At 45.7% G+C, this 23,201-nt stretch carries 20 protein-coding genes; 15 read left to right on the top strand and 5 right to left on the bottom strand.

The annotated features are described in order from the left end of the window. Positions 1–191: 191 nt before the first annotated feature. The 15 genes from MO387_RS17530 (at position 192) to MO387_RS17460 (ending at position 17,494) form a co-directional block, all read left to right on the top strand. Entirely contained in the window at positions 192–797 is a 606-nt protein-coding gene (locus MO387_RS17530; RefSeq protein WP_107947031.1) for a hypothetical protein, read from the top strand. Positions 798–934: 137 nt separating this feature from the next. Then, positions 935–1,633 carry a uracil-DNA glycosylase family protein gene (locus MO387_RS17525; protein ID WP_107950182.1) on the top strand — a complete coding sequence of 233 codons (699 nt, stop codon included), beginning with the start codon at positions 935–937 and terminating at the stop codon, positions 1,631–1,633. Between the two features lie 8 nt (positions 1,634–1,641). After that, positions 1,642–2,880 (top strand): sugar diacid recognition domain-containing protein, encoded by a 1,239-nt coding sequence (locus tag MO387_RS17520; RefSeq protein ID WP_107947030.1) that lies wholly within the window; start codon positions 1,642–1,644, stop codon positions 2,878–2,880. A gap of 151 nt (positions 2,881–3,031) precedes the next feature. Further along, positions 3,032–4,039: a catalase family peroxidase gene (locus MO387_RS17515; protein ID WP_107947029.1), complete on the top strand. Its 1,008-nt coding sequence runs from the start codon at positions 3,032–3,034 to the stop codon at positions 4,037–4,039. A 327-nt stretch (positions 4,040–4,366) separates the two neighbouring features. Beyond that, the gene (locus MO387_RS17510) at positions 4,367–5,725 is read left to right on the top strand and encodes a GntP family permease (protein WP_107947028.1); all 1,359 of its coding nucleotides are present in this window, start codon (positions 4,367–4,369) and stop codon (positions 5,723–5,725) included. An 84-nt stretch (positions 5,726–5,809) separates the two neighbouring features. Beyond that, positions 5,810–7,021, top strand: a complete 1,212-nt coding sequence (locus MO387_RS17505; RefSeq protein ID WP_107947027.1) for a glycerate kinase — start codon at positions 5,810–5,812, stop codon at positions 7,019–7,021. Positions 7,022–7,295: 274 nt separating this feature from the next. Continuing rightward, entirely contained in the window at positions 7,296–8,945 is a 1,650-nt protein-coding gene (gene panP / locus MO387_RS17500) for a pyridoxal-dependent aspartate 1-decarboxylase PanP (RefSeq protein WP_107947026.1), read from the top strand. A 796-nt stretch (positions 8,946–9,741) separates the two neighbouring features. After that, complete coding sequence (locus MO387_RS17495) at positions 9,742–10,791, top strand: DUF262 domain-containing protein (protein WP_107947025.1); 1,050 nt, start codon at positions 9,742–9,744, stop codon at positions 10,789–10,791. After that, complete coding sequence (locus MO387_RS17490; protein ID WP_107947024.1) at positions 10,772–11,368, top strand: MAE_28990/MAE_18760 family HEPN-like nuclease; 597 nt, start codon at positions 10,772–10,774, stop codon at positions 11,366–11,368. The genes MO387_RS17495 and MO387_RS17490 overlap by 20 nt, the downstream gene beginning before the upstream one ends. 570 nt (positions 11,369–11,938) lie before the next feature. Beyond that, the gene (locus MO387_RS17485) at positions 11,939–12,247 is read left to right on the top strand and encodes a hypothetical protein (RefSeq protein WP_107947022.1); all 309 of its coding nucleotides are present in this window, start codon (positions 11,939–11,941) and stop codon (positions 12,245–12,247) included. 144 nt (positions 12,248–12,391) lie between these two features. Beyond that, complete coding sequence (locus MO387_RS17480; RefSeq protein ID WP_107947021.1) at positions 12,392–13,048, top strand: Vat family streptogramin A O-acetyltransferase; 657 nt, start codon at positions 12,392–12,394, stop codon at positions 13,046–13,048. Between the two features lie 187 nt (positions 13,049–13,235). Next, the gene (locus MO387_RS17475) at positions 13,236–14,072 is read left to right on the top strand and encodes an AraC family transcriptional regulator (protein ID WP_107947020.1); all 837 of its coding nucleotides are present in this window, start codon (positions 13,236–13,238) and stop codon (positions 14,070–14,072) included. A gap of 241 nt (positions 14,073–14,313) precedes the next feature. Continuing rightward, the gene (locus MO387_RS17470; RefSeq protein ID WP_107947019.1) at positions 14,314–15,135 is read left to right on the top strand and encodes an AzlC family ABC transporter permease; all 822 of its coding nucleotides are present in this window, start codon (positions 14,314–14,316) and stop codon (positions 15,133–15,135) included. Then, positions 15,132–15,434 (top strand): AzlD domain-containing protein, encoded by a 303-nt coding sequence (locus MO387_RS17465; protein ID WP_006085337.1) that lies wholly within the window; start codon positions 15,132–15,134, stop codon positions 15,432–15,434. The genes MO387_RS17470 and MO387_RS17465 overlap by 4 nt, the downstream gene beginning before the upstream one ends. A gap of 767 nt (positions 15,435–16,201) precedes the next feature. Then, positions 16,202–17,494, top strand: a complete 1,293-nt coding sequence (locus MO387_RS17460; RefSeq protein ID WP_107947018.1) for an aerolysin family beta-barrel pore-forming toxin — start codon at positions 16,202–16,204, stop codon at positions 17,492–17,494. 116 nt (positions 17,495–17,610) lie between these two features. On the opposite strand, the gene MO387_RS17455 is transcribed toward MO387_RS17460, so the two are convergent. The 5 genes from MO387_RS17455 to MO387_RS17435 form a co-directional block, all read right to left on the bottom strand. Continuing rightward, complete coding sequence (locus MO387_RS17455; RefSeq protein WP_107947017.1) at positions 17,611–18,324, bottom strand: YafY family protein; 714 nt, start codon at positions 18,322–18,324, stop codon at positions 17,611–17,613. Positions 18,325–18,433: 109 nt separating this feature from the next. Further along, complete coding sequence (locus MO387_RS17450; RefSeq protein WP_071939018.1) at positions 18,434–18,883, bottom strand: GyrI-like domain-containing protein; 450 nt, start codon at positions 18,881–18,883, stop codon at positions 18,434–18,436. A 101-nt stretch (positions 18,884–18,984) separates the two neighbouring features. Next, complete coding sequence (locus MO387_RS17445; protein WP_107947016.1) at positions 18,985–19,368, bottom strand: VOC family protein; 384 nt, start codon at positions 19,366–19,368, stop codon at positions 18,985–18,987. 173 nt (positions 19,369–19,541) lie between these two features. After that, positions 19,542–21,263 carry a phospho-sugar mutase gene (locus tag MO387_RS17440; protein WP_107947015.1) on the bottom strand — a complete coding sequence of 574 codons (1,722 nt, stop codon included), beginning with the start codon at positions 21,261–21,263 and terminating at the stop codon, positions 19,542–19,544. 191 nt (positions 21,264–21,454) lie between these two features. Next, complete coding sequence (locus tag MO387_RS17435; RefSeq protein ID WP_107947014.1) at positions 21,455–22,993, bottom strand: hypothetical protein; 1,539 nt, start codon at positions 22,991–22,993, stop codon at positions 21,455–21,457. Positions 22,994–23,201: the final 208 nt, after the last annotated feature.

Raw genomic sequence — 23,201 nt, 5'->3', positions numbered from 1 at the left:
GGGCTTTTGTTTAACCGCAGCAGTCACATCCAAAGTCACATGTAAAATCATTACATCAGCCAAGATATAAGTAAAAATCTTGAATAAGATCAGACTCTGGCGCAAAAGTCTGCCCATAAAAACCTTATTCCTTGAGTTTTAGCTCACTTTAGCGGATCTTAATTCAATCTTTTGGTTAATCCTCTGAGCCCATGCGTATTTATTCTTCCCTCTGCCAATCTAACTGGTTGTCATCGCTTCCCGCCCTACTGGGACTGAGTCTATTACCCTTACCCGCCTTGGCGTTCGACCCCTCGGGCGGCACCGCCAGCCTGTTTATCATTCTCGGCCTCGGCGGCTTTACCTTAATCAATTTATTTTTGCAGGGTTTGTTCTTTTTTGCGGGTCGGTATCGTAGTACCGCCTTTGCCAAACGCCATGTATTAAGCGCCTTAATCGTTCCGCTGATTGCCGTTGCGTTAGCCATTTATGATCACAGAGGTTGGAGTGATTTCGCCCTGAACTTAGGCATTATTTGTGTGGGGATTGGATTGATATTATTGCCACTACAACTGTGCCAAATCGATAAACCCGCCAATCGTAATGCCGATTGGATCATCAGCCTAGGGGCATTATTCATCCTCGCCTTGAGTTATGTCATTGCGCCCTTAGCCTTCTTTACCCTTGTGCTAACCCACATCTGTTTGGCTTCAAGCCCAAGTAGAGTGCCTAAGTTATTAAGCTACTTGGGCTTATTGTTGGGGTACGGTCTTTTTGGCTACTGGCTATATCAAACGGCGATGATGTTCCAATCCTGATTGAAAATGAATCAGCGATGACATTAATCACTGGCACTGACCACTGACTAAGACAAATGTTGACTAAAACACATTGCACTAACGCGCCGGCGCCATCACCGCTAAGCGAAACAGTATCGCCGCCCAGTTCTGCATCAATGGCAGCGCTGCTGACGAAAATTAACGCCTGTACTTTATGTCAGGCCGATTTACCCTTAGCGCCCAAGCCGATATTGCAGGCCAGTAGCCAAACGCGGATTTTGATTGCCGGCCAAGCTCCGGGCGTGAAAACCCACCATAAAGGCATACCATTTGACGATGCCAGCGGTGAACGGCTGCGCACTTGGTTGAATGTCACTCGCGAGCAATTTTATAACCCTGCCCTTTTTGCCATTATCCCTATGGGATTTTGTTTTCCGGGCAGTATCGAAAAAAACGGTAAAAAGCAGGGTGATAAACCACCGCGCCCCGAATGCGCCGCCACTTGGCATCAAGCCTTACTTGCGTTAATGCCACAAATTGAGTTAATCGTGATCCTCGGCCAATATGCCATCGATTATCATCTACCGCGTGAATCGTCCGTGGCCATAAACCTCACTTCGCCGCTCACTGAGCCTCAAACAATCAGCAATAATGTATCGTCCAGCACCAAAGCAAAAACCATCCCCAAACTGAAAGCCATCACAGTGACCCAAGCGTGCGCGCAGTGGCAGCAATATTGGCCTAAATATTTTGTCTTACCGCACCCGAGCCCACGCAATAATCTCTGGCTTAAGCAGCATCCTGAGTTTGAACGCGATATGCTACCCAGATTAAGAATGCGTATTGCATCCCTGTTAAACCTTCAACCACTCTAGGCACTTATATGTATCTGCTTGATTCTGCCATCGCTAAACAGATTGTGAGTCGCACAATGAAAATCATTGGCCACAATATCAATGTGATGAACGGCCAAGGAGTGATTTTAGGCTCAGGCGATCCCAAACGTATTGGCTCGACCCACGAAGGCGCCCTGCTGGCCATTGCCCAAAATCGCAATGTGGAGATAAGCCAAGAAGTCGCCTCTGGGTTACATGGTGTTAAACCTGGCATTAATTTACCCTTGCATTATCAAGGACAAATCATAGGTGTTGTCGGTATTACTGGCGATCCAAGTGAGCTTACCCATTACGGCGAGTTACTTAAAATGACCGCCGAAATGATTGTCGAACAAGCCAACCTGCAGGATAAATTGCAGTGGGAGAATCGCCAGCGGGAAGAGTTTATTCTGCAACTGATCAAAGCTGAAACCGATGATGCACAGTTGCACCGCTGGGCAAAACAGCTCGACATTGATATCAGCCTGCCAAGAGTCGCGGCCATTATTGAGATCAGCGAGAAACACACCCAAAAACAACATTTAAAGACTGACGCCAACTCATCGGCCTTATCCTTAGTAGAGGCATCCACTCAGTCCGTAGATGAACGCAGCCCCAGAGTCAGCGAAACCCTCAAGCAAGTGCTGCATCTATTGCAAAATCCGGATCGTGGTAACTTAATAGCCATGACATCCATGTCGCAGTTAGTGATCCTAAAGCCCGCTTTTTTAGATGGAAAACAATGGGATCCTGAACTTGAAAACCAGCGTATCGATAAACTGTTGCAGCGCTTACCCGCCCAAATGGATTTAAATTTTAAAATTGCCTTGGGTCATTTTTTCCCCGAAAAAGGCGGTATCGCGCGATCCTATCAAACCGCGCAGGAAACCTTAGCCCTAGGTAAACAACGCAATGCTGAGAGTAATAAATACCTGTTCGAAGATTATTCCCTACAAGTACTTCTTGCAGGACTTAAACATGACTGGCGCGGTCAGGCACTAGCGTCACCCTATCAGCAACTCGCCAAGGCCGATAAAAACGGCCAGTTACGCAAAACCTTAGCCGCCTATATCACCCACTTTGGTGATGCACAGCAATGTGCGAATGCGCTGTTTATACACCGCAACACACTTAGATATCGCCTCGATAAAATTCAGCAAATCACCCAAGCCGATATCCAATCCCTGCATGGATTATTGAGTTTGTATCTTGGACAACTGCTTGATACTTCGGCAACCCCAAGATAACGGGTGTTATTTCCTATGCAATTGAGTCAGTAAGGCATTAATTAACAGATCGATTGAAAGATTTATACCGTATCCCCTTTCCTATAGTTTCTAATAACAATCTCGCGCCGACATGTCGAACGCTCGACCCAGACCATTGAAAGGAATTGCAATGACCCCATTCAAACTGACTTTACTCGCCAAAGCCTGCCTCATCACAGGCTTAGCGCTAACTTCACCGACATTAGTCGCAGCCGAAAAAACCATTCCAGAGCTGGTTGATGCCGTCAATGGCACGCCCGATGCGGCAAGTCGCGAGGCGGGTAAAAAGGTAAAACTGCGTAATCACACGAAAGGATTTTGCACCTCAGGCAGTTTTAAACCGGATCCGCAATTACAACAAACACTGGCGATTCCGTTTTTTAATCAAGATGCCATTAAAGTTACTGCCCGTTTTTCCCTTGGCGGTACTAATCCACAGGTCTCCGATAAAACCGCTGGACGCTTTATGTCACTCAAAATAGATGGCGATAAAAAAAACCTTAACTTTGTTACCACTAACGTCCCCGTTTTCTTCGCCAGTAATCTAGAAGACTTTTTTACCTTTCAGACCAAAGTGAAACAAGGCGCAGAAGGTAAACAGTGGCTTATCGACAATCAACCCAGCGCTAAAGCCTTTTTCGACTATGTCAAACAGCTGCCTCCTAGCCCAAGTTTTGCCAACAGCCGCTACTACGGCGTGAATAGTTTCCTGTTTAGCACCCAAAAAGGGGGCGCTCAGCAAGGTGAAACGGTTGCGGGAAAGTGGATTTTTGAACCTGTCGCAGGTACGGCAGCACTGTCAGCCAGCGAACTTGCTAATCTGGGTGACGATTTTTTAGAGGCAGAATTACTCGAGCGCATTAAAACCCAGCCGGCACAATGGAACCTCTATATTCAACTGGCTGAAACGGGCGATGAGATTAATGACCCCACAGTAATTTGGCCTGAGACTCGCCAGCGTTTGCTGGTCGGCCAAGTGGTGATTAACGGTGAGCGAGATAACGATCCCCAAGTGCAACAGTGCGATAAAGGCATTTTCAACCCGCTGTTATTACCTAAGGGCATTGCCGCGTCTGCCGATCCGATACTCAATGCTCGCACCGCTGCCTATGTCGAATCTTTTATTCGTCGCCAATAAAACGACGAGTTAAGCCGAGTCCCTCCTATTTAAGGTTGGCAAATAGCCCTATTTGCCAACCCTTATCGACAAAACGCCTCCTCTTACATTCGAATTCACCTAAGCTTTTTTGTGCATGAGCACAAAAATGGCGAAACATAACGCGGTAATTCCGTGGATTTAGCCAAAGCTATTCAAGCATGCCTGCACAATAATAGGATGATCTTAAAATAGGATAACCTTAAAGCAGCCCTCATTTGGACTCAGGCCCAAATAAGCACTGCGCCCTACAATATAAGTCAACAAACTTACTCAAAAACTTCAGCCAAGAACTGAACGGGACATAATATGAACTTAGTGCTTATTCTCATCGGCGTGATTGCATTTATTGTTATCGCGACCTCAAAATTTAAACTCCACCCCTTTTTAACCTTAATTCTGGCCGCCTTTATCGCGGCTTTCGCCTATGGCTTACCGAGCGGAGAAATCGCTAAAACCATCACCACAGGTTTTGGCGGCATCTTAGGTTATATCGGTCTTGTGATCGTCTTGGGGACAATCATAGGTATTATTCTGGAAAAGAGCGGCGCCGCCATTACTATGGCTGATGTGGTGATCAAGGTATTAGGTAAACGCTTCCCGACATTAACTATGTCGGTCATCGGCTACCTAGTGTCTATTCCAGTCTTTTGTGATTCGGGCTTTGTGATCTTAAACTCGCTAAAACAATCGATGGCGAACCGCATGAAGGTCTCTAGCGTCTCCATGAGCGTTGCCTTAGCCACGGGCCTGTATGCCACTCACACCTTTGTACCGCCAACGCCGGGTCCTATCGCCGCTGCGGGTAACTTAGGCTTAGAGTCGAATTTGGGCTTAGTGATTGGCGTGGGTCTCTTTGTGGCCGCCGTTGCCGCATTAGCGGGCATGTTATGGGCGAACCGTTTTGCCGATGTTGAGCCAGATGGTGAAGGTGCGCAGGAGCTTAAAGCGGAAGCGAGCGACTATGAAACCCTGAAAAAAAGCTATGGCACCCTGCCCAGCCCATTAAAAGCCTTCGCACCGATTTTTGTGCCTATCGTATTAATTTGTTTAGGTTCTATCGCTAACTTCCCTTCAGCGCCTTTAGGTAAAGCAGAGTTATTTGACGCGCTAGTGTTCCTCGGCCAGCCCGTTAACGCTCTGATGATTGGCCTATTCTTATCCCTGTCGTTATTAAAGGGTGAGAATAAGATCAGTGAATTTAGCGAGCGTATCAGCCAAGGGTTAGTCACAGCTGCGCCGATTATTTTAATCACAGGTGCAGGCGGTGCCTTTGGTGCGGTCTTGAAAGCTACGCCTATCGGTGACTTTTTAGGCACATCATTGTCGGCACTCGGTATCGGTATTTTTATGCCGTTCATCGTCGCCGCGGCGCTTAAATCGGCGCAGGGTTCATCGACAGTGGCGTTAGTCGCAACCTCAGCACTGGTTGCGCCTATGCTCGGTGATATCGGTCTTGGCAGCGATATGGGCCGCGTATTGACGGTGATGGCAATTGGTGCCGGCGCGATGACGGTTTCCCACGCCAATGACAGCTTCTTCTGGGTCGTCACCCAATTTAGCCGCATGAGTGTGAAACAAGCTTACAAAGCACAAACCATGGCAACCCTTATTCAAGGTGTCACCGCTATGTTGACTGTGTATGTGCTGAGCTTAGTCTTGCTCTGATAGTAATTAGTGATCAGTGATTAAGCCTTGATTCAAGCGTGTCCCTTGAGCGCAAACCGCGCCCATTTAGCTGTAGGATTTTTAATGAAAATAGTTATCGCCCCCGATTCATTTAAAGAAAGCTTAAGCGCACTCGAAGTGGCCAACGCAATCGAGCAAGGCTTAAAACAAGTGATACCCGACTGCGACATAATCAAAATACCCGTTGCCGATGGTGGCGAAGGCACAGTGCAATCTATGGTGGACGCCACGGGCGGCAGTATTGTCAGCCTAGAGGTCATGGGTCCACTGGGGTATAGGGTGCAAGCGCACTATGGCATTCTTGGTGAAGGCATTCTCGGCAATGGATCAAACTCTGGCTCAAATTCTGGCTCAAACAGTGGCTCAATCGCTGATATAAGTACTGGCGCGATTGCCGTGATTGAAATGGCCTCGGCCTCTGGTCTGCACCATGTGCCGAGGGAGCAACGTAATCCGCTGCTAACCACCAGTTATGGGACGGGCGAGCTGATTTGTGATGCGCTTAATCGGGGGATAAAACACATCATTTTAGGTCTAGGCGGCAGTGCCACCAACGATGGCGGCGCGGGTATGGCCCAAGCGCTGGACATTTTATTGCTCGATAGCCAAGGTAAAACCTTGCCTTCTGGCGGCGCGGCGCTGGCGAATCTTGCCCGTATCGATATGACCAACGCCCATCCACTTTTACGTGAGTGCACCTTCGAAGTTGCCTGTGATGTTGATAATCCGCTGTGCGGCGAGCGTGGTGCATCGGCGATTTTTGGTCCGCAAAAAGGCGCGACGCCTGCGATGGTTAAGCAGCTCGATACCGCGCTCGCCCATTATGCCGATGTGATTGCCCAAAGTGGCATGAGTGATCAGCGTGAACATGCGGGTGCAGGTGCTGCGGGCGGTATGGGTCTTGGCGTGATGGCTTTTTTAAATGCCGAACTTAAACCCGGTGTTGAAATTGTAATGAAAACCGTTGGCCTTGCTGACAAAATCCGCGGCGCTGATTTAGTGATCACAGGTGAAGGCCGCATCGACGGGCAAACCGTGTTTGGAAAAACCCCGATGGGTGTGTTAAAGCAAGCCCAACTGCAGGGCATTCCTACTATCGGTATCGCGGGCTGCCTAGGTGACAACGCCAATGCCATATTGGATCACGGTATGGCGGCTATCTTCCCTATCATTCCGCACTTAAGTCCACTCGATGATGTACTGGCTAATGCCAAGCTAAACCTTAGTAATACCGCCCGAAATATCGGCGCGGTACTCATGTTAGGCCAGCGCTAATTTTTAGGGCTAACATGAATTTTAGGACTAATGCTCAGGCTTGATGAGCAGCTCGTCGAGTTAAACATAAAGGCGCCATAACGGCGCCTTTGCTTATTTAGGCCGCAACGCTTTGGTAACACAAATTTTAGTGCTTGATGCCTAAAAGGCCTTGCAGTAAAGTGAGCTCCCTTTTTGGTATTCCGCTGATTGAACATTTTGAGAGTCACTGGTCCGTTATACTCTTCGAGCCAATTTGCGGTTTCACTATAAAAATTAATAGACGGCAAGCCCCATGACCCAGAAACTCCCTCGCCAAGCCACAGCATCCGAAGAAAGTCTGCTACGCATTTTTACTGCACCGGAAGATGCAGGATCAACGCTGAGTATTATCGAGCAGAAGCTCTCCGAGGACTTAGCAGGCTTTTTGGGTGACAGTATCGCCGCGCTCGAAAAACCCTTGTCGGAAATTGAAACCGATTTTCAAGCCTTTGAAATTCCAACTCAGCCGCGTTTTGTTTCCGATTACACCGACGAGATTATGCAAAATCTGGTGGCGCATTCGGTACACACAGCGGCACCCAGTTTTATCGGCCACATGACATCGGCACTGCCCTACTTTGTGTTGCCGCTGTCTAAAATGATGGTGGGACTCAATCAAAATCTGGTCAAAATCGAAACCTCAAAGGCATTTACGCCGCTTGAGCGCCAAGTGCTCGGCATGATGCACCATTTGATTTACGCCCAAGATACGGATTTTTATCAAAGCTGGATGCACAGCGCCAATCATTCCCTCGGCGCATTTTGCTCCGGCGGCACGGTTGCCAACATCACCGCCCTGTGGATTGCCCGTAACCAATTATTGAAGGCCGATGGCGAGTTTAAAGGCGTCAGCCGCGAAGGTTTACTCAAGGCACTGCGCCACTATGGCTATGACGATTTAGCGATTTTAGTCTCGGAGCGCGGTCACTATTCGCTAGGCAAAGCCGTCGATCTGCTTGGTATCGGTCGTGACAATATCATCAGCATTCCCACGGGCATCGATAACAAGGTCGATGTCGCGAAAATGCGCCAAGCCGCCCTTGAACTTGCCAGTAAAAACATCAAAGTGTTGGCGATTGTTGGTGTGGCTGGCACCACTGAAACCGGTAATGTTGACCCACTGACAGAGTTAGCGGCGCTGGCAAAAGAGTTAAATTGTCATTTCCATGTAGATGCGGCGTGGGGCGGTGCGAGTTTATTATCCAATAAATACCGCCACTTACTCGCAGGTATCGAACTTGCCGATTCAGTCACTATTGATGCCCACAAACAAATGTACGTGCCCATGGGCGCAGGTATGGTGTTATTTAAAGACCCAGAGTTCGCCCACGCCATTGCCCATCACGCCGAATATATTCTGCGCCGTGGTTCAAAGGACTTAGGCAGCCAAACGCTCGAAGGTTCACGCCCCGGCATGGCGATGTTAGTGCACGCTTGCTTACAGATCATCGGCCGCGATGGCTATGAAATCTTAATCAATAACAGCCTTGAAAAAGCCCGTTATTTTGCCGAACAAATCAAAGCCCATGAGGATTTTGAGCTGGTTACTGAACCAGAACTGTGTCTGCTGACTTATCGTTATGTGCCCGCCCGCGTACAAGCCGCCATGCAGCTTGCCTGTGAGCAAGCAGACACGGTAAGAGTCGCCCGCTTTAATGAGCTGCTCGATGGCCTCACCCAGTTTATTCAAAAGCACCAACGCGAACAGGGAAAATCCTTCGTCTCCCGCACCCGCATTTCCCCCGCCCGCTATTTTAGACAAGCGACCGTGGTGTTTCGCGTGGTACTAGCCAACCCTTTGACTAGCCATGATATTCTTAATCAAGTGCTAATCGAACAAAGTGAAATCGCCGCACTAGATAACGAGTTTTTACCCGCACTCATGGCGATGGTTGCCCAATAGCGAGTTGTTTAGCGAAAGCTTTAAATCCCAGTTCAAATACAGTGTGTTAATAGCAAACAGCCGCAAATTATTTGCGGCTGTTTGCTACGCGACACGAAATAAGCTGAACATTAAAGAGACAAGACAAAGCGCTTATCCATCACTCGTTCGCCGAATTCAACTGCTTCCGTGACACGCCGTGAAGCCATCCATGGCGGCTCTACGATGACATCCATGTCATCGAAGGTCACGTCAGCAGTTGAATTCGCCTTAGCTAACATTATGCGTAATCTGTAGCATTTAGAAAACAAATAGCGCGATCACGTCGTATTGATTCTAACCACAACCTATAGGAATTATGGTGTAAAAGATCAATCATGAAAGTTGTGGGTGTCCTCACTCATTGTGTGAAAAGCTGAGCGCAATAAAATTGATGAAATTTTAGATTTTTTCAGTAATGAATTTTAATACACACTCTTTATGTAGCTCTTTAGTCGTATAAAAGTGAATGAGAATGCAGTTGCATCGGAGTTAGCATACTGCAATATACCTCACTTAAACAAAAGCATTAAAACACATTAATTTCATTTTAAATCATATAGTTACCGCATCACTCTTTATTGAGAAACTTAGTGGTACATATGATTGTTCATATCTGATAGATAATTCCCTATGATAACAGAACACAATCTGATAAGTTTATTTTAAGACAGATAGTTGTATTTTAGAAATCAACCATTTCAATTGAAGCACGGGCATATTTACAAGCTAGTGGTAATTAAAGTCCAAAATATTATTAACAAACTAGGAAAGTACCATGGCCGTAGAAATTCAAGATAAAACATTAAATTTATATCCATTAGATTATCCATTTGAAACGTTAGTATCCAGAATTTCTTCAGACAGCCCTAAAACAATATTAAATCCTGACTTCCAGAGAAAATATAAATGGGATAAAGAGGGATGGGGGAGAGCCTCTAAATTTATAGAATCATGTTTAATGAGAATCCCTCTTCCATCATGTTATTTCGCTGAAGATGAAAATAGGAATCAATTGGTCATTGATGGTGTTCAGAGACTTACAACAATAACTAAATTTTTTAATGATGAGTTTGCTTTAGAAGGGATGACGACATTCAAAGAACTCGAGGGGAAAAAGTTTTCTGAACTTGGAGATCTCCAAGCTGAACTTGAGACAACAACTATTCGTTGCATTGTTCTTCGTAAAGAAAATCCAAAAAAATTAATAAGAGAGATATTTGCAAGGCTCAATCAAGGGGCAGTTCAATTAAGCGACCAAGAAATAAGGCATGCAATTTATCCTGGTGCGTTTGATGAGTTACTAGTTGAACTTGCAGGAAATCCAGCAATAGCTAATTTTGGCATTGCAGAAGGAAGTGATAGAACAAAAGATAGTCGTGAATCAGATGAACAGATATTACGTTTTTTTGCATTTTCTGCTGATTTGGCTCTAACGTCATATGATGGTGTTTTAAGAAATTTCCTTGACGACTTTATGGAACATAATTCAGATATAGATGAGGAAGGTGTAAACCATCTCCGTCTAAAATTTAATAATGCTCTGAATAACTGTAAAACAATTTTCGAAGATAACTTGTTCATAGATACTTCACGTGATAGGCAAAAACAAGGAATGGTTCATTATGATCTTTTAATGGCTACTGTTGGGTTAATTAATAAAGAAATCATTGATGATAAAAGAATCGTAATCAAAGATGCTTACCATGAGCTATGTTCAAGTGAAGATTTCAGGCGGACATTATCTGGCGGCTTACAAAAAAAGACATCGATTCTAAGAAGACGCTCGTTATGGGAGCCATTATTGAATGCAGCCCTCGAAAAATAGTGATTTATACTTGCAGTATACAGGCCTATATTTATCTTTAAGAAATGTAATCAATAGCTCAAACGCACGAGTTATTGCTAACGAACCAGATCAATTATTCATTGATAACGTGAATTTTTTTGTTAAGTCGTATTTAATAAGTATATGTAGTTATCTTGAAGCATACCTTCAAGATATTGCTTTTAAACACTCAGTTAATATATCCAACCGACTATCCTCAGTCGGTATACCACATAATTTTGTGCATTGGAGATTAAATACTGGCTTAAAAGATAAGTATTTTAACTATGAAAACCTCTCATTGGATGTTACAAAGAAAGATATATCTGACAATATTTCTGCAAATCCCTATAGAACTCTGAAACTTTTTCAATTTCTTGGCATTGACTTATCAAGAAAAGATGACTTTGAGAAGTATAAACACATAATTAATACCATAGTCACAAAAAGAAACAATATCGTCCATCACAATGATAGAGCTGCAGATATATCCTTCAGTGATCTTTTGGTTTACATCGATGTAGTTATTCCGTATATGAATGCTGTTAAAGAGGCTGTCGATGAGGTTACGCAATAAAATCGAAATCTGTAGAACTTATTCTACTTTGCGCAATTTAACGAGACACCCATTGTTAAATTTCTAAAAGTAGTAGTAAACATTATTCGGTTTTCTTTGCATGACTTGCAAACAACACAAAAGCTGAAGGAGTTCACCTTCCCCTCGGAGTTGCCGCAGGGCATTTGCGTTCGTTGCGTGAGCGAGGCAGGGAAGCCGAGATAGCGTCAGTCGAATCAGGGACGAGCGTCTGACGCGATAGCATAAGGACGCTTAATGCCCAAGGGGCTTTCAACTCCGTTGGGGGCGGCAAGGGAGATCCAAGAGGGAATTGCTGTTGATCCCCTCTTGGTCGGGTGTGGGGTGAAGCCCCACGACTTTGACTTTGCTTTTAAATTATTTAACGAAGAAAGATTTAACAAGACACTCATTGTTAAATTGTTAGAATGCCCTAATTGTGAGTAACAGACTATCAGCCATACCAAAGGCTTAATGGGATTCAGGTGTGGGGTGAAGCCCCACGACGTTGATTTAGCCTTTAAAAATTAACCATCAATCATCCCCGAAACCACATAGGAACTAAGGCCTTACATGCGAAAGATAATTCTCCCACTGATCATGTTAAGCCTTGGCGCATTACCTCTATTTGCTCAAGCACAGGACACCAGCGCGTTATGGGGTAAAAAATACGCTGAGGTGAAATCAAGTTTATTGGCTGCAGGCTGGGTGTTAACGCCCGTAGCGGAATATGAAGCGCCTATGACAGAAGACTATCCCGAAATAACCTGTGGTAGTGGCGCGATGGCAATTTGCTCTGTCGGCTTTATGCGAGACAAAACTACGCTTGCCTTAGTGGTTGAACCTATTGAAAATACACTTGTGGTGACGGGCGAGTATTAATCCGACTCATCCCGCTATCAACACCACCACAGGCACCACTGCAATAGGCACCACAATCAACACCGCAATAGGCACCACAAATTCGCACATCAATCTTATAAAAGAATGCACGAGTTAAGACGTACTTTAACGATGGAGACAGCTATGCCTGACACGACACCCCATTCCCAATTAGGCCCAAATCCCAACGACAAAGCGCCGATGAAAGGCTTCCCTCAGGTTGGATTTCTTAAAAACTTTATTACCCGCGAGAACATTATCGTCGGCGATTATACCTATTATGACGATCCTGCGGGGCCTGAAAGGTTCGAGTCGAATGTGCTTTATCACTTTGACTTTATTGGCGATAAACTGATTATCGGTAAATTCTGCGCTATTGCGAAAGACGTGAAATTCATTATGAATGGCGCCAATCATCAAGTGTCAGGCTTCTCGACTTATCCCTTTTATATCTTTGGCAATGGCTGGGAAAAGGTAATGCCAGATCCCACCGATTTACCCCATAAAGGCGACACCTGTATCGGTAACGATGTGTGGATTGGTTATAACGCCACTATCATGCCTGGAGTGAAGATTGGCCACGGCGCCATTGTTGCCAGTCAATCCGTGGTGACGAAAGATGTGCCGCCCTACGCTGTGGTTGGCGGTAATCCTGCCACTGTCATCAAGCTCAGATTCGAGCAAAATGTGATAGATGAGCTCGTGACCATCGCTTGGTGGGATTGGCCGATAGAAAAAATCACTCAGCGCCTACACGCCATCGCGGGCGCTGATCTGAGTCAATTAAAGCAGGCGACCTAAGATAAGCGGGTCGCGAGCAAGCTTGATGAAAAATCTCAAGCGACAGCAATAAGCAACAAACATTAAGAAACCGCCATTAAGCGCAAAACAAAATCCAATATGCGCAATTTTGTACAAAAGCGCTGAGGATTTCTGGGTTACTATCAGGCATAACCCGCCCATTCATCCATTCAAGAAAGGAGGCTTGATGAACACAGAACATGCGGCCTACCAAATTGCCGATGAATTAGGTGGCCTGGAGTTACTCAATGCCCACTACCATAAACAAAATTTTAGTCGGCACACTCACGAAGGTTACACAGTCGGCGTGATTGAAACGGGTGCGCAGCGTTTTTATCGCACGGGTGGCAACCATGTGGCGCCAAAGCACAGCATCATTCTCGTCAATGCTGATGAAGTGCATAATGGCTGTAGCGCCACTGAGAGCGGTTGGTCCTATCGTGCCATGTATCCAGTCCCTGCGCAGTTTGCCGGTATTAACAGTGAGCGAGCAGTAAACAGCGGTGCGCCTTATTTCCCTGAGCCCGTAGTGTACGATCCTGAATTAGCCGAACTGCTGCGCCTCACCTTTACTACCTTAGATACATCGGATAATCGCTTACTGCGTGAAAGCTTAGTCTATTCAAGCCTAATGCAGTTAATGGCACGCCATGGCAAACATCGCCCAAGCGATAATCTCGCGGCAGTCGCTAAGCCTGCATTAGCGTTGGTGAAATCCTTTATCGACGATCATCCTGCGGCCGATATTTCCCTTGAAGAGCTGGCAACGCTTGCGGGATTAAGCCCCTATTATTTACTCAAGCAATTTCAGCGCTATTACGGCTTACCGCCCCACGCTTACCAAATTCAGGCCAGAGTCAGACTGGCCAAGGGCAAAATCAAGCAAGGCACACGGCTGCTCGATGTCGCCCTCGATTGTGGTTTTCACGATCAAAGCCATTTGAATCGGCATTTTAAAAAGACCGTCGGCGTAACCCCAGGACAATTTGCCAAAGAAATAGGCCGCAATATTATCCAAGCCTAAACAACCACTTTAGGTTAATCTGCCATGCTCAGCTTGCTTAATATCCCCAATAACAGGCCGCTAATAACAGGCCGCTAATAACAGGCCGCTAATAACAGGCCTGCCATGACTAAACACTAGTCTCTAAGAAATAGTCACTAAACAGTCGTAACTGAGCGGTAATAACAGAGCAAGCAGACCTTATCCAAGCATTCATTGTTTAACAGCGACCCTAGTGTCGCCGCTATTTTTAGGAGCCAAAGTGACCACCGACAAGCTTATAGAATCTGATGTTTCTCCCGCGCATCCCACAAAAGCCAAGGCTTTTTTAAAAGGCACCTTGGCCATGATGCCGCTGACAATAGCAGTGGTGCCTTGGGGCATTTTAGCAGGCTCCTTCGCCATTGAGGTTGGACTCACGCCCATTGAAAGCCAAGCCATGTCAGCTATTATCTTCGCGGGCGCGGCTCAGTTAGTGGCGCTCGGCATGGTCAAAGCCGGTATTGGTCTGTGGAGTATCTTAATTACGACGCTACTCATCACCTCGCGACATCTGTTATATGCGATGGCGATGCGCAGTCAAATCAGTCCCTTGCCATTAAAGTGGCGCCTGACATTGGGCTTTTTGCTCACAGATGAACTGTTTGCCATCGCCAACCAAGGCAAGTTACATAAGTTCGATCGCTGGTACGCCCTTGGCGGCGGCTTGAGTTTTTATATCGGCTGGAACATAGCGACCTTGCTTGGCATAGTCGCGGGCAATGCTATCGAGAACTTAGGCGAACTTGGGCTCGATTTCGCCATCGCCGCCACCTTTATCGCGCTGGTCGTGCCCACGGTAAAAAAGCCGTCGATTCTCGTCTGTGTATTAGTCTCGCTCACTCTCGCTGTGATATGCGCCTTGTTTGAAATTCAAGCGGGATTACTGATCGCCGCCATTGCCGGAATGACAACTGGCGTACTTTACGCCAAAGTGACTAAGGAAGCGGAACGCGCAGAACAATCCGCAACAGAGCTTGCAAGCACACAAACCCAAGCAGAAACTGGGACTAAGACAAACACAGCATCAGGAGAAAAAGCATGATTTGGTTAATGATTTTCTCAATGGCAGCGGTTGTGTTTATTAGTCGTCATTTACTGCTTGAACCTAAATTACCGCTGCGATTAAGTAAGGGCACCCAAACTTTTTTAAGTTACTCAGCCCCTGCAGTACTGACCGCTATCTTCGCGCCCATAGTGTTTGTGCAAGAAGGCCAGCTCGATCTCAGCTTAGACAACAGCTATCTCATCTGCGCCGTGGTCGCGACGATACTCGCGCTCGTCACCCGTAACACCTTGTTGACCACAGTGTTGAGTATGGGACTGTTTTTCTTTATCCATTAAGCAAACAACATTAAGTAAACAAAGAGCTAGTGCCCAACAGCGGCACTGGCTCTTGCATCAAGCACTTAACCGCCTCTACGACTCTTTTACACAATCTCATCCCATCTGAGACGTCGTCTCTTAGCAAATCATTTTCACATTATCATCTTCCACAATCTTCATGTCTCTATGCCCTTATGGCTCTACAACAGTAGCGACTTTAACGGCATTTCATACATCGACGATAATGGAGAGAGATGAGATTTGTCTGCAATAACAAAGACTCAAACCACAAAGAGAAAATACTTAATCTAGCCATATTCACACTATTCATTGCCTAAAGACTTCCGCTCAAACGTGTTATTTACTGTATCCATTACAGTATTTATCTCGGTATAGCTTTCGATATAACTCTCGGTATAACTATAGATATAAATCTCGACACAAAGAGTCCATTTAAAAAGTTTTTCATAAAAAAGTCAGCATAAATATTAAATACGCCATGCCATTAATATTAATCCACGCACAAAAATTAACCTATTAAAAATAAAGTAAATACACTATATTATAAAGTTTCAAATACCGTTTAAAAATAAAGTAATTAACAAATTTAACTTAAATCAAACACCATTTAAATTAATCTAACTTTACTTTGTTTAATAAAAATAAAAGTGCTAGTTTTTAGATGTGCCTAGCAGTAATGATTATTTATATGATTTAGGACTACATATAATTGCCATCGGCGCTCTCAATGAAAGGACATATTTTATTAAAATAAAGGAACAATCATGAGAACAAAATCTAGCCTGAGTATATTAACTTTATCCTGTTTAACCGCACTTGGAACTGTTTCTTTGTTGGCCGAAGCCGCTATTCCGAATACTATTCCAAAACTGTCAATGGTAGAACACGCTGCCCCTGATCTTGATTCGCTTAAAAATGATGCGATTAACGATCCCTCGTTTATCAGCTCATTATTCTCCTTGGGACACCATCTTGGATATGCATGGGCTGGCGGTACGGCATCCCAGTATGTTGGTGAAGACATCGAAGTCAAAAGAGAATCGAGCAACGAATACAGTCTTAAAGCCCGCTATAACGGCAATGATCCTTATGCAAGCGGCTACAGAGCGAATGAACGTTTGAAGGTGAATTTACAAAATATCCATTTCGTGACTAATCCACAAAGCCTAAAGTTAGGTTCACCTCAAGTTTATGATCGTGAAGCTATTTATACCGCTCCAGTAGTGATTTACAACTGGGGCGATACCGAAGATACCGGTGTAGCCACCCTAAACTATGATTACACCACTAGCTGGGCCAAAACCGATAATTTCTCTTTCTCCGAGAAAATTGGCGTAACCAATAAATATGAAGTGGGTATTCCAGGAATAGGTGGAGCGAGTTCTGAAATCAGTGCCGAATTTTCCGCCAGCCAAGGTTGGAGTGAAACCGACGGCAAAAGTACAACGATTTCTAGTCAAGCACAGTACCGCGCCATTATGCCGCCTCGCAGCAAACGTTATATCTCAATCACTCTGTTTAAACAGAAGGCGGATGTCCCATACACCTCAAGTTTATATATGATGTACGATATAAAATATGAGAACTTCTTAAAATGGGGAGGTAATGCGCATATTAATCATCCAACAAACAGACCTAACTTCCCTTACACCTTTGGCGGAGCGAATGCGAATAATCTTAATGGGCCAGAAGCCTTAGTCGATCAATATCTTCATCAAGATATAAATGGTTATGGTGTATGGGATTGGCCTGCAGCGATTAATTCGGCACAGTCAAAAAGTGGCTTTGAGTGGCAATTGGCGAATATTGTTAGACAACATGGCGCACCAATAAGCGGTAAATTTACCGCAATAGATTCGAGTCAATTTAATATAGATGCCAGTGAATCCTATCCGCTAACGGATGAAGATATTGCTAATCGTCCTAAAAGCGCTCAAAAATTAGGACTGAGTCGTAATATTCAAGTTGCCGTCGGCGAGATCCAAAATAATGATGAAGATGGTTTAATCAAAAAACTGCATATTTCGCAATCAAGCGAAGTCATGTTAAACAATTAAAAACGGTGAGTTTAGGCTCTCAATAATAGTTATGATACGATTATCATAGAGATCTAGATACAACTAGCGAATTGCTAGAATGTTACTAGCAAATTAGAAATGTATTAAAAAGCCACTCATTCGAGTGGCTTTTCTTTTGTTTCGGCTCGCGCCTTCGCATGTTCATCCATCAGGCAAATATAATCTTCCAGCTCTTGACCAGGTGCTTGTTCAAAATGACGGTTCAACCGCACAAGGCCTGTGATGCGATCAACCCTGAAATTACGAAAAGCCGAACGCAGCTCACACCAAGTCAGTAAGGTCCAAGTGCCACGCCAAAAATAGATGGCGAGCGGGCGCACTTCACGCTCGGTGACATCGAGTTTGACGTCTTGATAGAAGAGTTTGACGTATTCGCGGCGCTGAGCTGAATTACGCAGCGGATCGAGGAATTGGAACTCATTGGAGTCGAGATAAAAATCCGGTGAAAACATCAAAGATTGATAGGCTTGTAATCGTTTTGGCAATACGGCTTCGACTTTGATCATCGCCTGTCTCGCGGCGCTACCAAGCTCCTTACCACCCCAAGTTTGCACCATACGCATGCCAACTTGAATCGCTTCGAGTTCGGCTTCGTTAAACATCAAGGGCGGAACATTGACCTCATGGCGCAACAAATAGCCGACACCCGCCTCCCCTTCAATGGGAATGCCACTTAAACACAAATCCTGCACGTCACGGTAAATCGTGCGCGTGGATACCTCTAACCGTTCAGCCAATTCTTGGGCTGTGGTCAGGCGTTTATGTTTAAGAATTTGCACTATTTGAAATAGGCGGTCGGCGCGGCGCATTGACTCTAATTTAATCCTTTATTTGCCTATCCGTTGATTAAGCATTATGAGTTTACATAAATCACTGACATATCCTGATACTCACTTGAGTGATAGTTTACGATTTAAATCATAAAATCCCGATATAAATCTCAACCTCAGTGGCGCTAAGATAGACTTCAAAATCAGTTTGATAACGTCGCTGATGCGGACAATCGTTAGCACTAAAATAGCCCCACACTTGTCCCCAAAGATCGATAACACACTGGGGCATGTCACCTTGACCGGTGAATTTAAGGTATTTACCGGCTTCAAGCTCCAGCGATGTGAAGTGGTTTGCCTCGACAGGGGCATCAATTGCCTTGCCCACCAGCACAGCAAACTCGCCATTCATGTCTGACTCATAGTCGTAATACACGCCATACATGGGCGAATTGAGCATAGCGGTGAGTTGTGATGATTCAAAAAAGGCTTGCCATAAACCGCCAATTTTAGCGCCATCGGCGGACATTTCGGCCCGATTGTTCGTGCGGGTGCTCAATCCAAGTAGCGGTCGAGCATCAATATAAACCACGTCCATCTTTGTTTCTTCCATAGAAATCTAAACCCATACTTTAGTTAATTGCGTGATTTTAGCGTCGTGCCTTAAGGCCACGACGCTAATACATTAATCACTCGAGACTACTTATCCTTAGACCACAGACCCACTTTGTTACCTTCGCTATCGGCAAATAAGGCGATATAACCACACTCACCGTCTTTTATCGGTGTGACTGGCAGGATAATCGTCACCTCTGCTGCGATAAGTTTATCCACTAAAGGTTGCAATTGTGCGCTGAAATGCAGATACACAGTGCTGCCTTGCATCGATGGCTGACCCATGCTGCATTTGACTAACCCTATGCTCGCCGCGCTCGCATCTTCGGTGACTATCGTCGCATATTCCATGTCTTCCATATCGTCACGTTTAAACTCAACCCCAAAATGCTGCTGATAAAAAGCAACGGCACGGTTCATGTCACTGACAGGAATTTCACCCCAAACTAACGGTGCAATAGATAACATTTTCACTTTCTCCTTGTTGAAAAATATCAATGATTCAAAACCTTATTTATAAAATTCAGGACTGAATCATTAACGGGCGACAACAAGAATAAAACAAGGCTACTGACAGCATGATGTCAGTAGCCTTTTAATAAAAGTGAATGTTGAGGTTTTTGGCTTAGCAGTTAAAAGCGTTACTTTGGCAAACTGGCTTGGTGCGCCTGAATAAAATCATCCATGGCTTTGCTCGCTCTCGCTTGGGCACTGGCTAAGGTATCTGTATCGACCATAGTTTCGACCACTTCGTAGTAGCACTTAATTTTAGGTTCTGTACCAGATGGCCTAACGATCACCCGAGCGCCACCCGCTAAGCAATAGGTCAATACATCACTCGGTGGCAAGTCGATTTTCTCAACGCTACCATCGGCAAAACGACGCTCAAGGGCTTTTAAATCATCGGTTGAGAGCACGTCATGCTCACCAATCTTCACGGGGGGATGTTCGCGTAAATAGGCGCCAATATTAGGCGTGTCAGGTTTTAGTGCAATACTCACCTGCGCATTGAGATGGAAGCCATGCTCACGGTAAATTTGCTCGAGTCTGTCCCAAATCGTTTGCCCCTTCGCCACCAGCTCGGCAGTTAATTGGGCAAATGCCACCAGCGCCGACAAGCCATCTTTATCCCACACCATGCTGCCAACTGTGTAGCCAAGGGCTTCTTCATAGGCAAACAGGAACTGATCCTCAGGGGACGTTTTCGCGATACCCACATTCATCAGCCACTTAAAGCCGGTGAGCGTGGTAAAGCTTTGCGTGCCAAACCCTTGCGCAATCTTAGATAACAGACTCGATGACACTATCGTGGTACCCGTAAGTCGCTGATTATCTTTAGCATGAGATAACAAGTAATGCCCAAAGAGCACACCAACTTGATCGCCCGTTAGCATCTGGTATTCGCCATCATCACGACGCACAGCGACCGCAAAACGGTCGGCATCGGGATCGTTAGCACAGGCGAGCATAGCGCCGTGTTTTTTCGCCTCGGCGATCACTAAATCCATCGCGCCCTTTTCTTCCGGATTGGGGAAGTTCACCGTCGGGAAATCCCCATCGGGTTCGCGCTGGGAGGCTACCGAATACACTTGGGTGAAACCCGCATCTTTCAATACGGTTTCAGCCATTTCAGCGCCCACGCCGTGCATGGCGGTATAGGCTAAACTGACCTTTTCTGGAGCCGTATGGTTCTGCAGCACCTCAGCTTGCTGCACGCCATGGCGATAGCTTTGGTAAAAATCGTCTTGCAGGAGTGTCAACTTACCTTGTTTTACCGCCTCATCATGTTCTAAAAACGGAATAGCTTGATTCGCGGCGCGCTCAATTTGCGCGGCAATGCCAGAATCGTGGGGCGGAATAATCTGCGCGCCATTGTCCCAATACACTTTATAGCCATTGTATTGCGGCGGGTTATGGCTCGCGGTCACTACAATGCCTGCTGCCGCATTAAAATGTTTCACCCCAAAGGCCACCAGCGGTGTCGGCGCCACTTTAGACGTTAAGCGCACCTTAATGCCCATAGCGGTGAGCACACTCGCCGCATCATGGGCAAAATTGAATGAATCGTGGCGACCATCGTAACCAATCACCACACCACGCTCGGCGGCATCTTTAATCTGATCAAGTAGATAAGCACCAAGGCCTGCCGAGGTTTGACGGATCACCAGACGGTTCATCCCCATGGGTCCTGCGCCGACCACACCGCGTAATCCTGCGGTACCAAACTCTAAGCGACCGGCAAAGCGCGCCGCGAGTTCGGCTTCATTGCCACTATCGACTAGGGTTTGTAATTGGGATTGAGTGCGAGGGTCAGGATCATTTTCAAGCCAATGGTTTACCTGTAACTGCAGATGGGTATTCATAACACGCCTCATTGAAAATCATTTGCAATCACATTAGGAAAAACAGCGGCGAAGAACAAGCTAATTTGCATTAATTTCAAAATCAGCTGAGGCTTAGTTTCGGCATAAACTAAGGCTGAGCATAAAAAACGCACTATCTGACCATTCATGCCGGATAGTGCGTAGGTGTTAACCTTAAACAAACTTCAACATTAGCGAGAAGGTAAAGTGCCCTCGAATACGCGCACTTTGATGTTCTTTTTCAGGTTATCTTGGTCTTCTTGCCATTCTTGCCACTGGGTGAGACTGATACTGAGCTGTAATGAAAAGTCAGTAGAAATCCACTCTTTTTGCCCTTGGGCATATTTAGGTACGGGGACTATGTTGCTTGGTCCAACAAAGGATGCTGAGCACTTAAAGGTTTTGAAATACACTTGGTCAATCGATAAATCGAGTGCGCTGGGCGATGTTAAACATTGACCACTGCCCGGCTGTTGATACGAGGCAAATTGGTACAAGATTGCCGGTGTATTATTAGTGCCATCGGGAACAGATGCGGTTTGATGGCAAGATAAACAGCTACTTAATGCGTTATCCGCAGGGCCATTTAAACGTCCGTTACACCCTAAGTGTCCCGCATTGGTGTGCTCATTCAAGCGACCAACGACCTCTTGAAATACAGCGCTATCCTTAAGCCCTGTGATTGGGTTTTGAGGGAATGCTGCCGCTCCCACTGTGGCAGGCGGCGTATCATTACCCCACATTAATCCCAGTGGAGAGATACGATCCCAAGGATTTTTCTCTTTCGCTTTAAACTGACCATCGGCGACAAAAGTGCCATAGGCCCAGCCCACGGGCGAGCGGCTGTCACGCACTGCGATGTCAAACTGTAATAAGTACACATCGGCGACAGAGCGCGGGCATTGCTCTGTTTCCTGTTGGAAACTGCAAGCACTGCCATCGGCATTTTTACATTCGCAGAAATCACTGGCGCTGATATTGGCTTGCCAAACGGGTACGTTTTCGAGGAAAGGATAATTATTGGGCGTTGCTGTGGTGAACAGTAATTTGCCGATCACACTGCCTTCATTAAATACAAAATTTTGCTGCGGCATCACAGGTGACGGCGCTCCCGTCCATACCTTGCCAATGCTATTAGCCGCCTGAGGATTATAAAACCCCACCGCCCACATAGTGGTTTTCAAATCGCCTTGGCCTTTTATCTCCATAGTGACGGGGGCTTCGCGGGTCAAGCCGTGGATAAATTCCCGTCCACTCATAGGATCATAGGTCTGATAGGGAATATGGTACCAAGAGCGAACCTTGTTATTACACAAATCCCAGTCCTTACTGATATCGCCTTTGTCGATGTTCCCCTCTTGAATGTACTTCATCACAGCCCAAAGGTATTTCCACGCTTGGGTATTTTTATCTGTCTCACTCAGACTTTTATCGAAGGGATTGAATTCAAGCCAAGGTGCAGCATTATCTTGCTGCGCACTCGAATAGGCATCGCTCAAGCTAAAAATGGGTCCCTTCCAGCCCGAATAAGCTTGGTTGATGATGACTTGATTGTCCCACATACCTGTTTTATTGAACGCGGGGTCTTGGAAGTAACTTGGGTATGCTCCAGTACAAGTGGAAGTTACATTAGATGCTGTATCAGTTGCTTGTTTGTCTGCAGCTTTTGCACTGACAGTGGTCAATGAACAAACTGAGAGCATGAGTATGGCGGCAATGTTAAGTTTCATAATATCGTCCTTGAAGAGTATTAGTCCTAAAAACTCCCTTTGTGAGTCTCGGCACCAGCGGCGACTCAAAGTAAGCATAGACTAATTTTTAATATCCTCATTTTTTAACATCCTCTATAAAGCTTAACGATTCGGATAGTAAGAATATAAAAAAGGCCATTTAGCATGGGCTAAACGGCCAAGAGATTCGTTATTGTACTCGCCACGA

The sequence above is a fragment of the Shewanella sp. N2AIL genome (genome assembly GCF_022690845.1).
Lineage (GTDB): Bacteria > Pseudomonadota > Gammaproteobacteria > Enterobacterales > Shewanellaceae > Shewanella > Shewanella baltica.
This window is presented reverse-complemented; position numbering and strand designations above follow the sequence as displayed.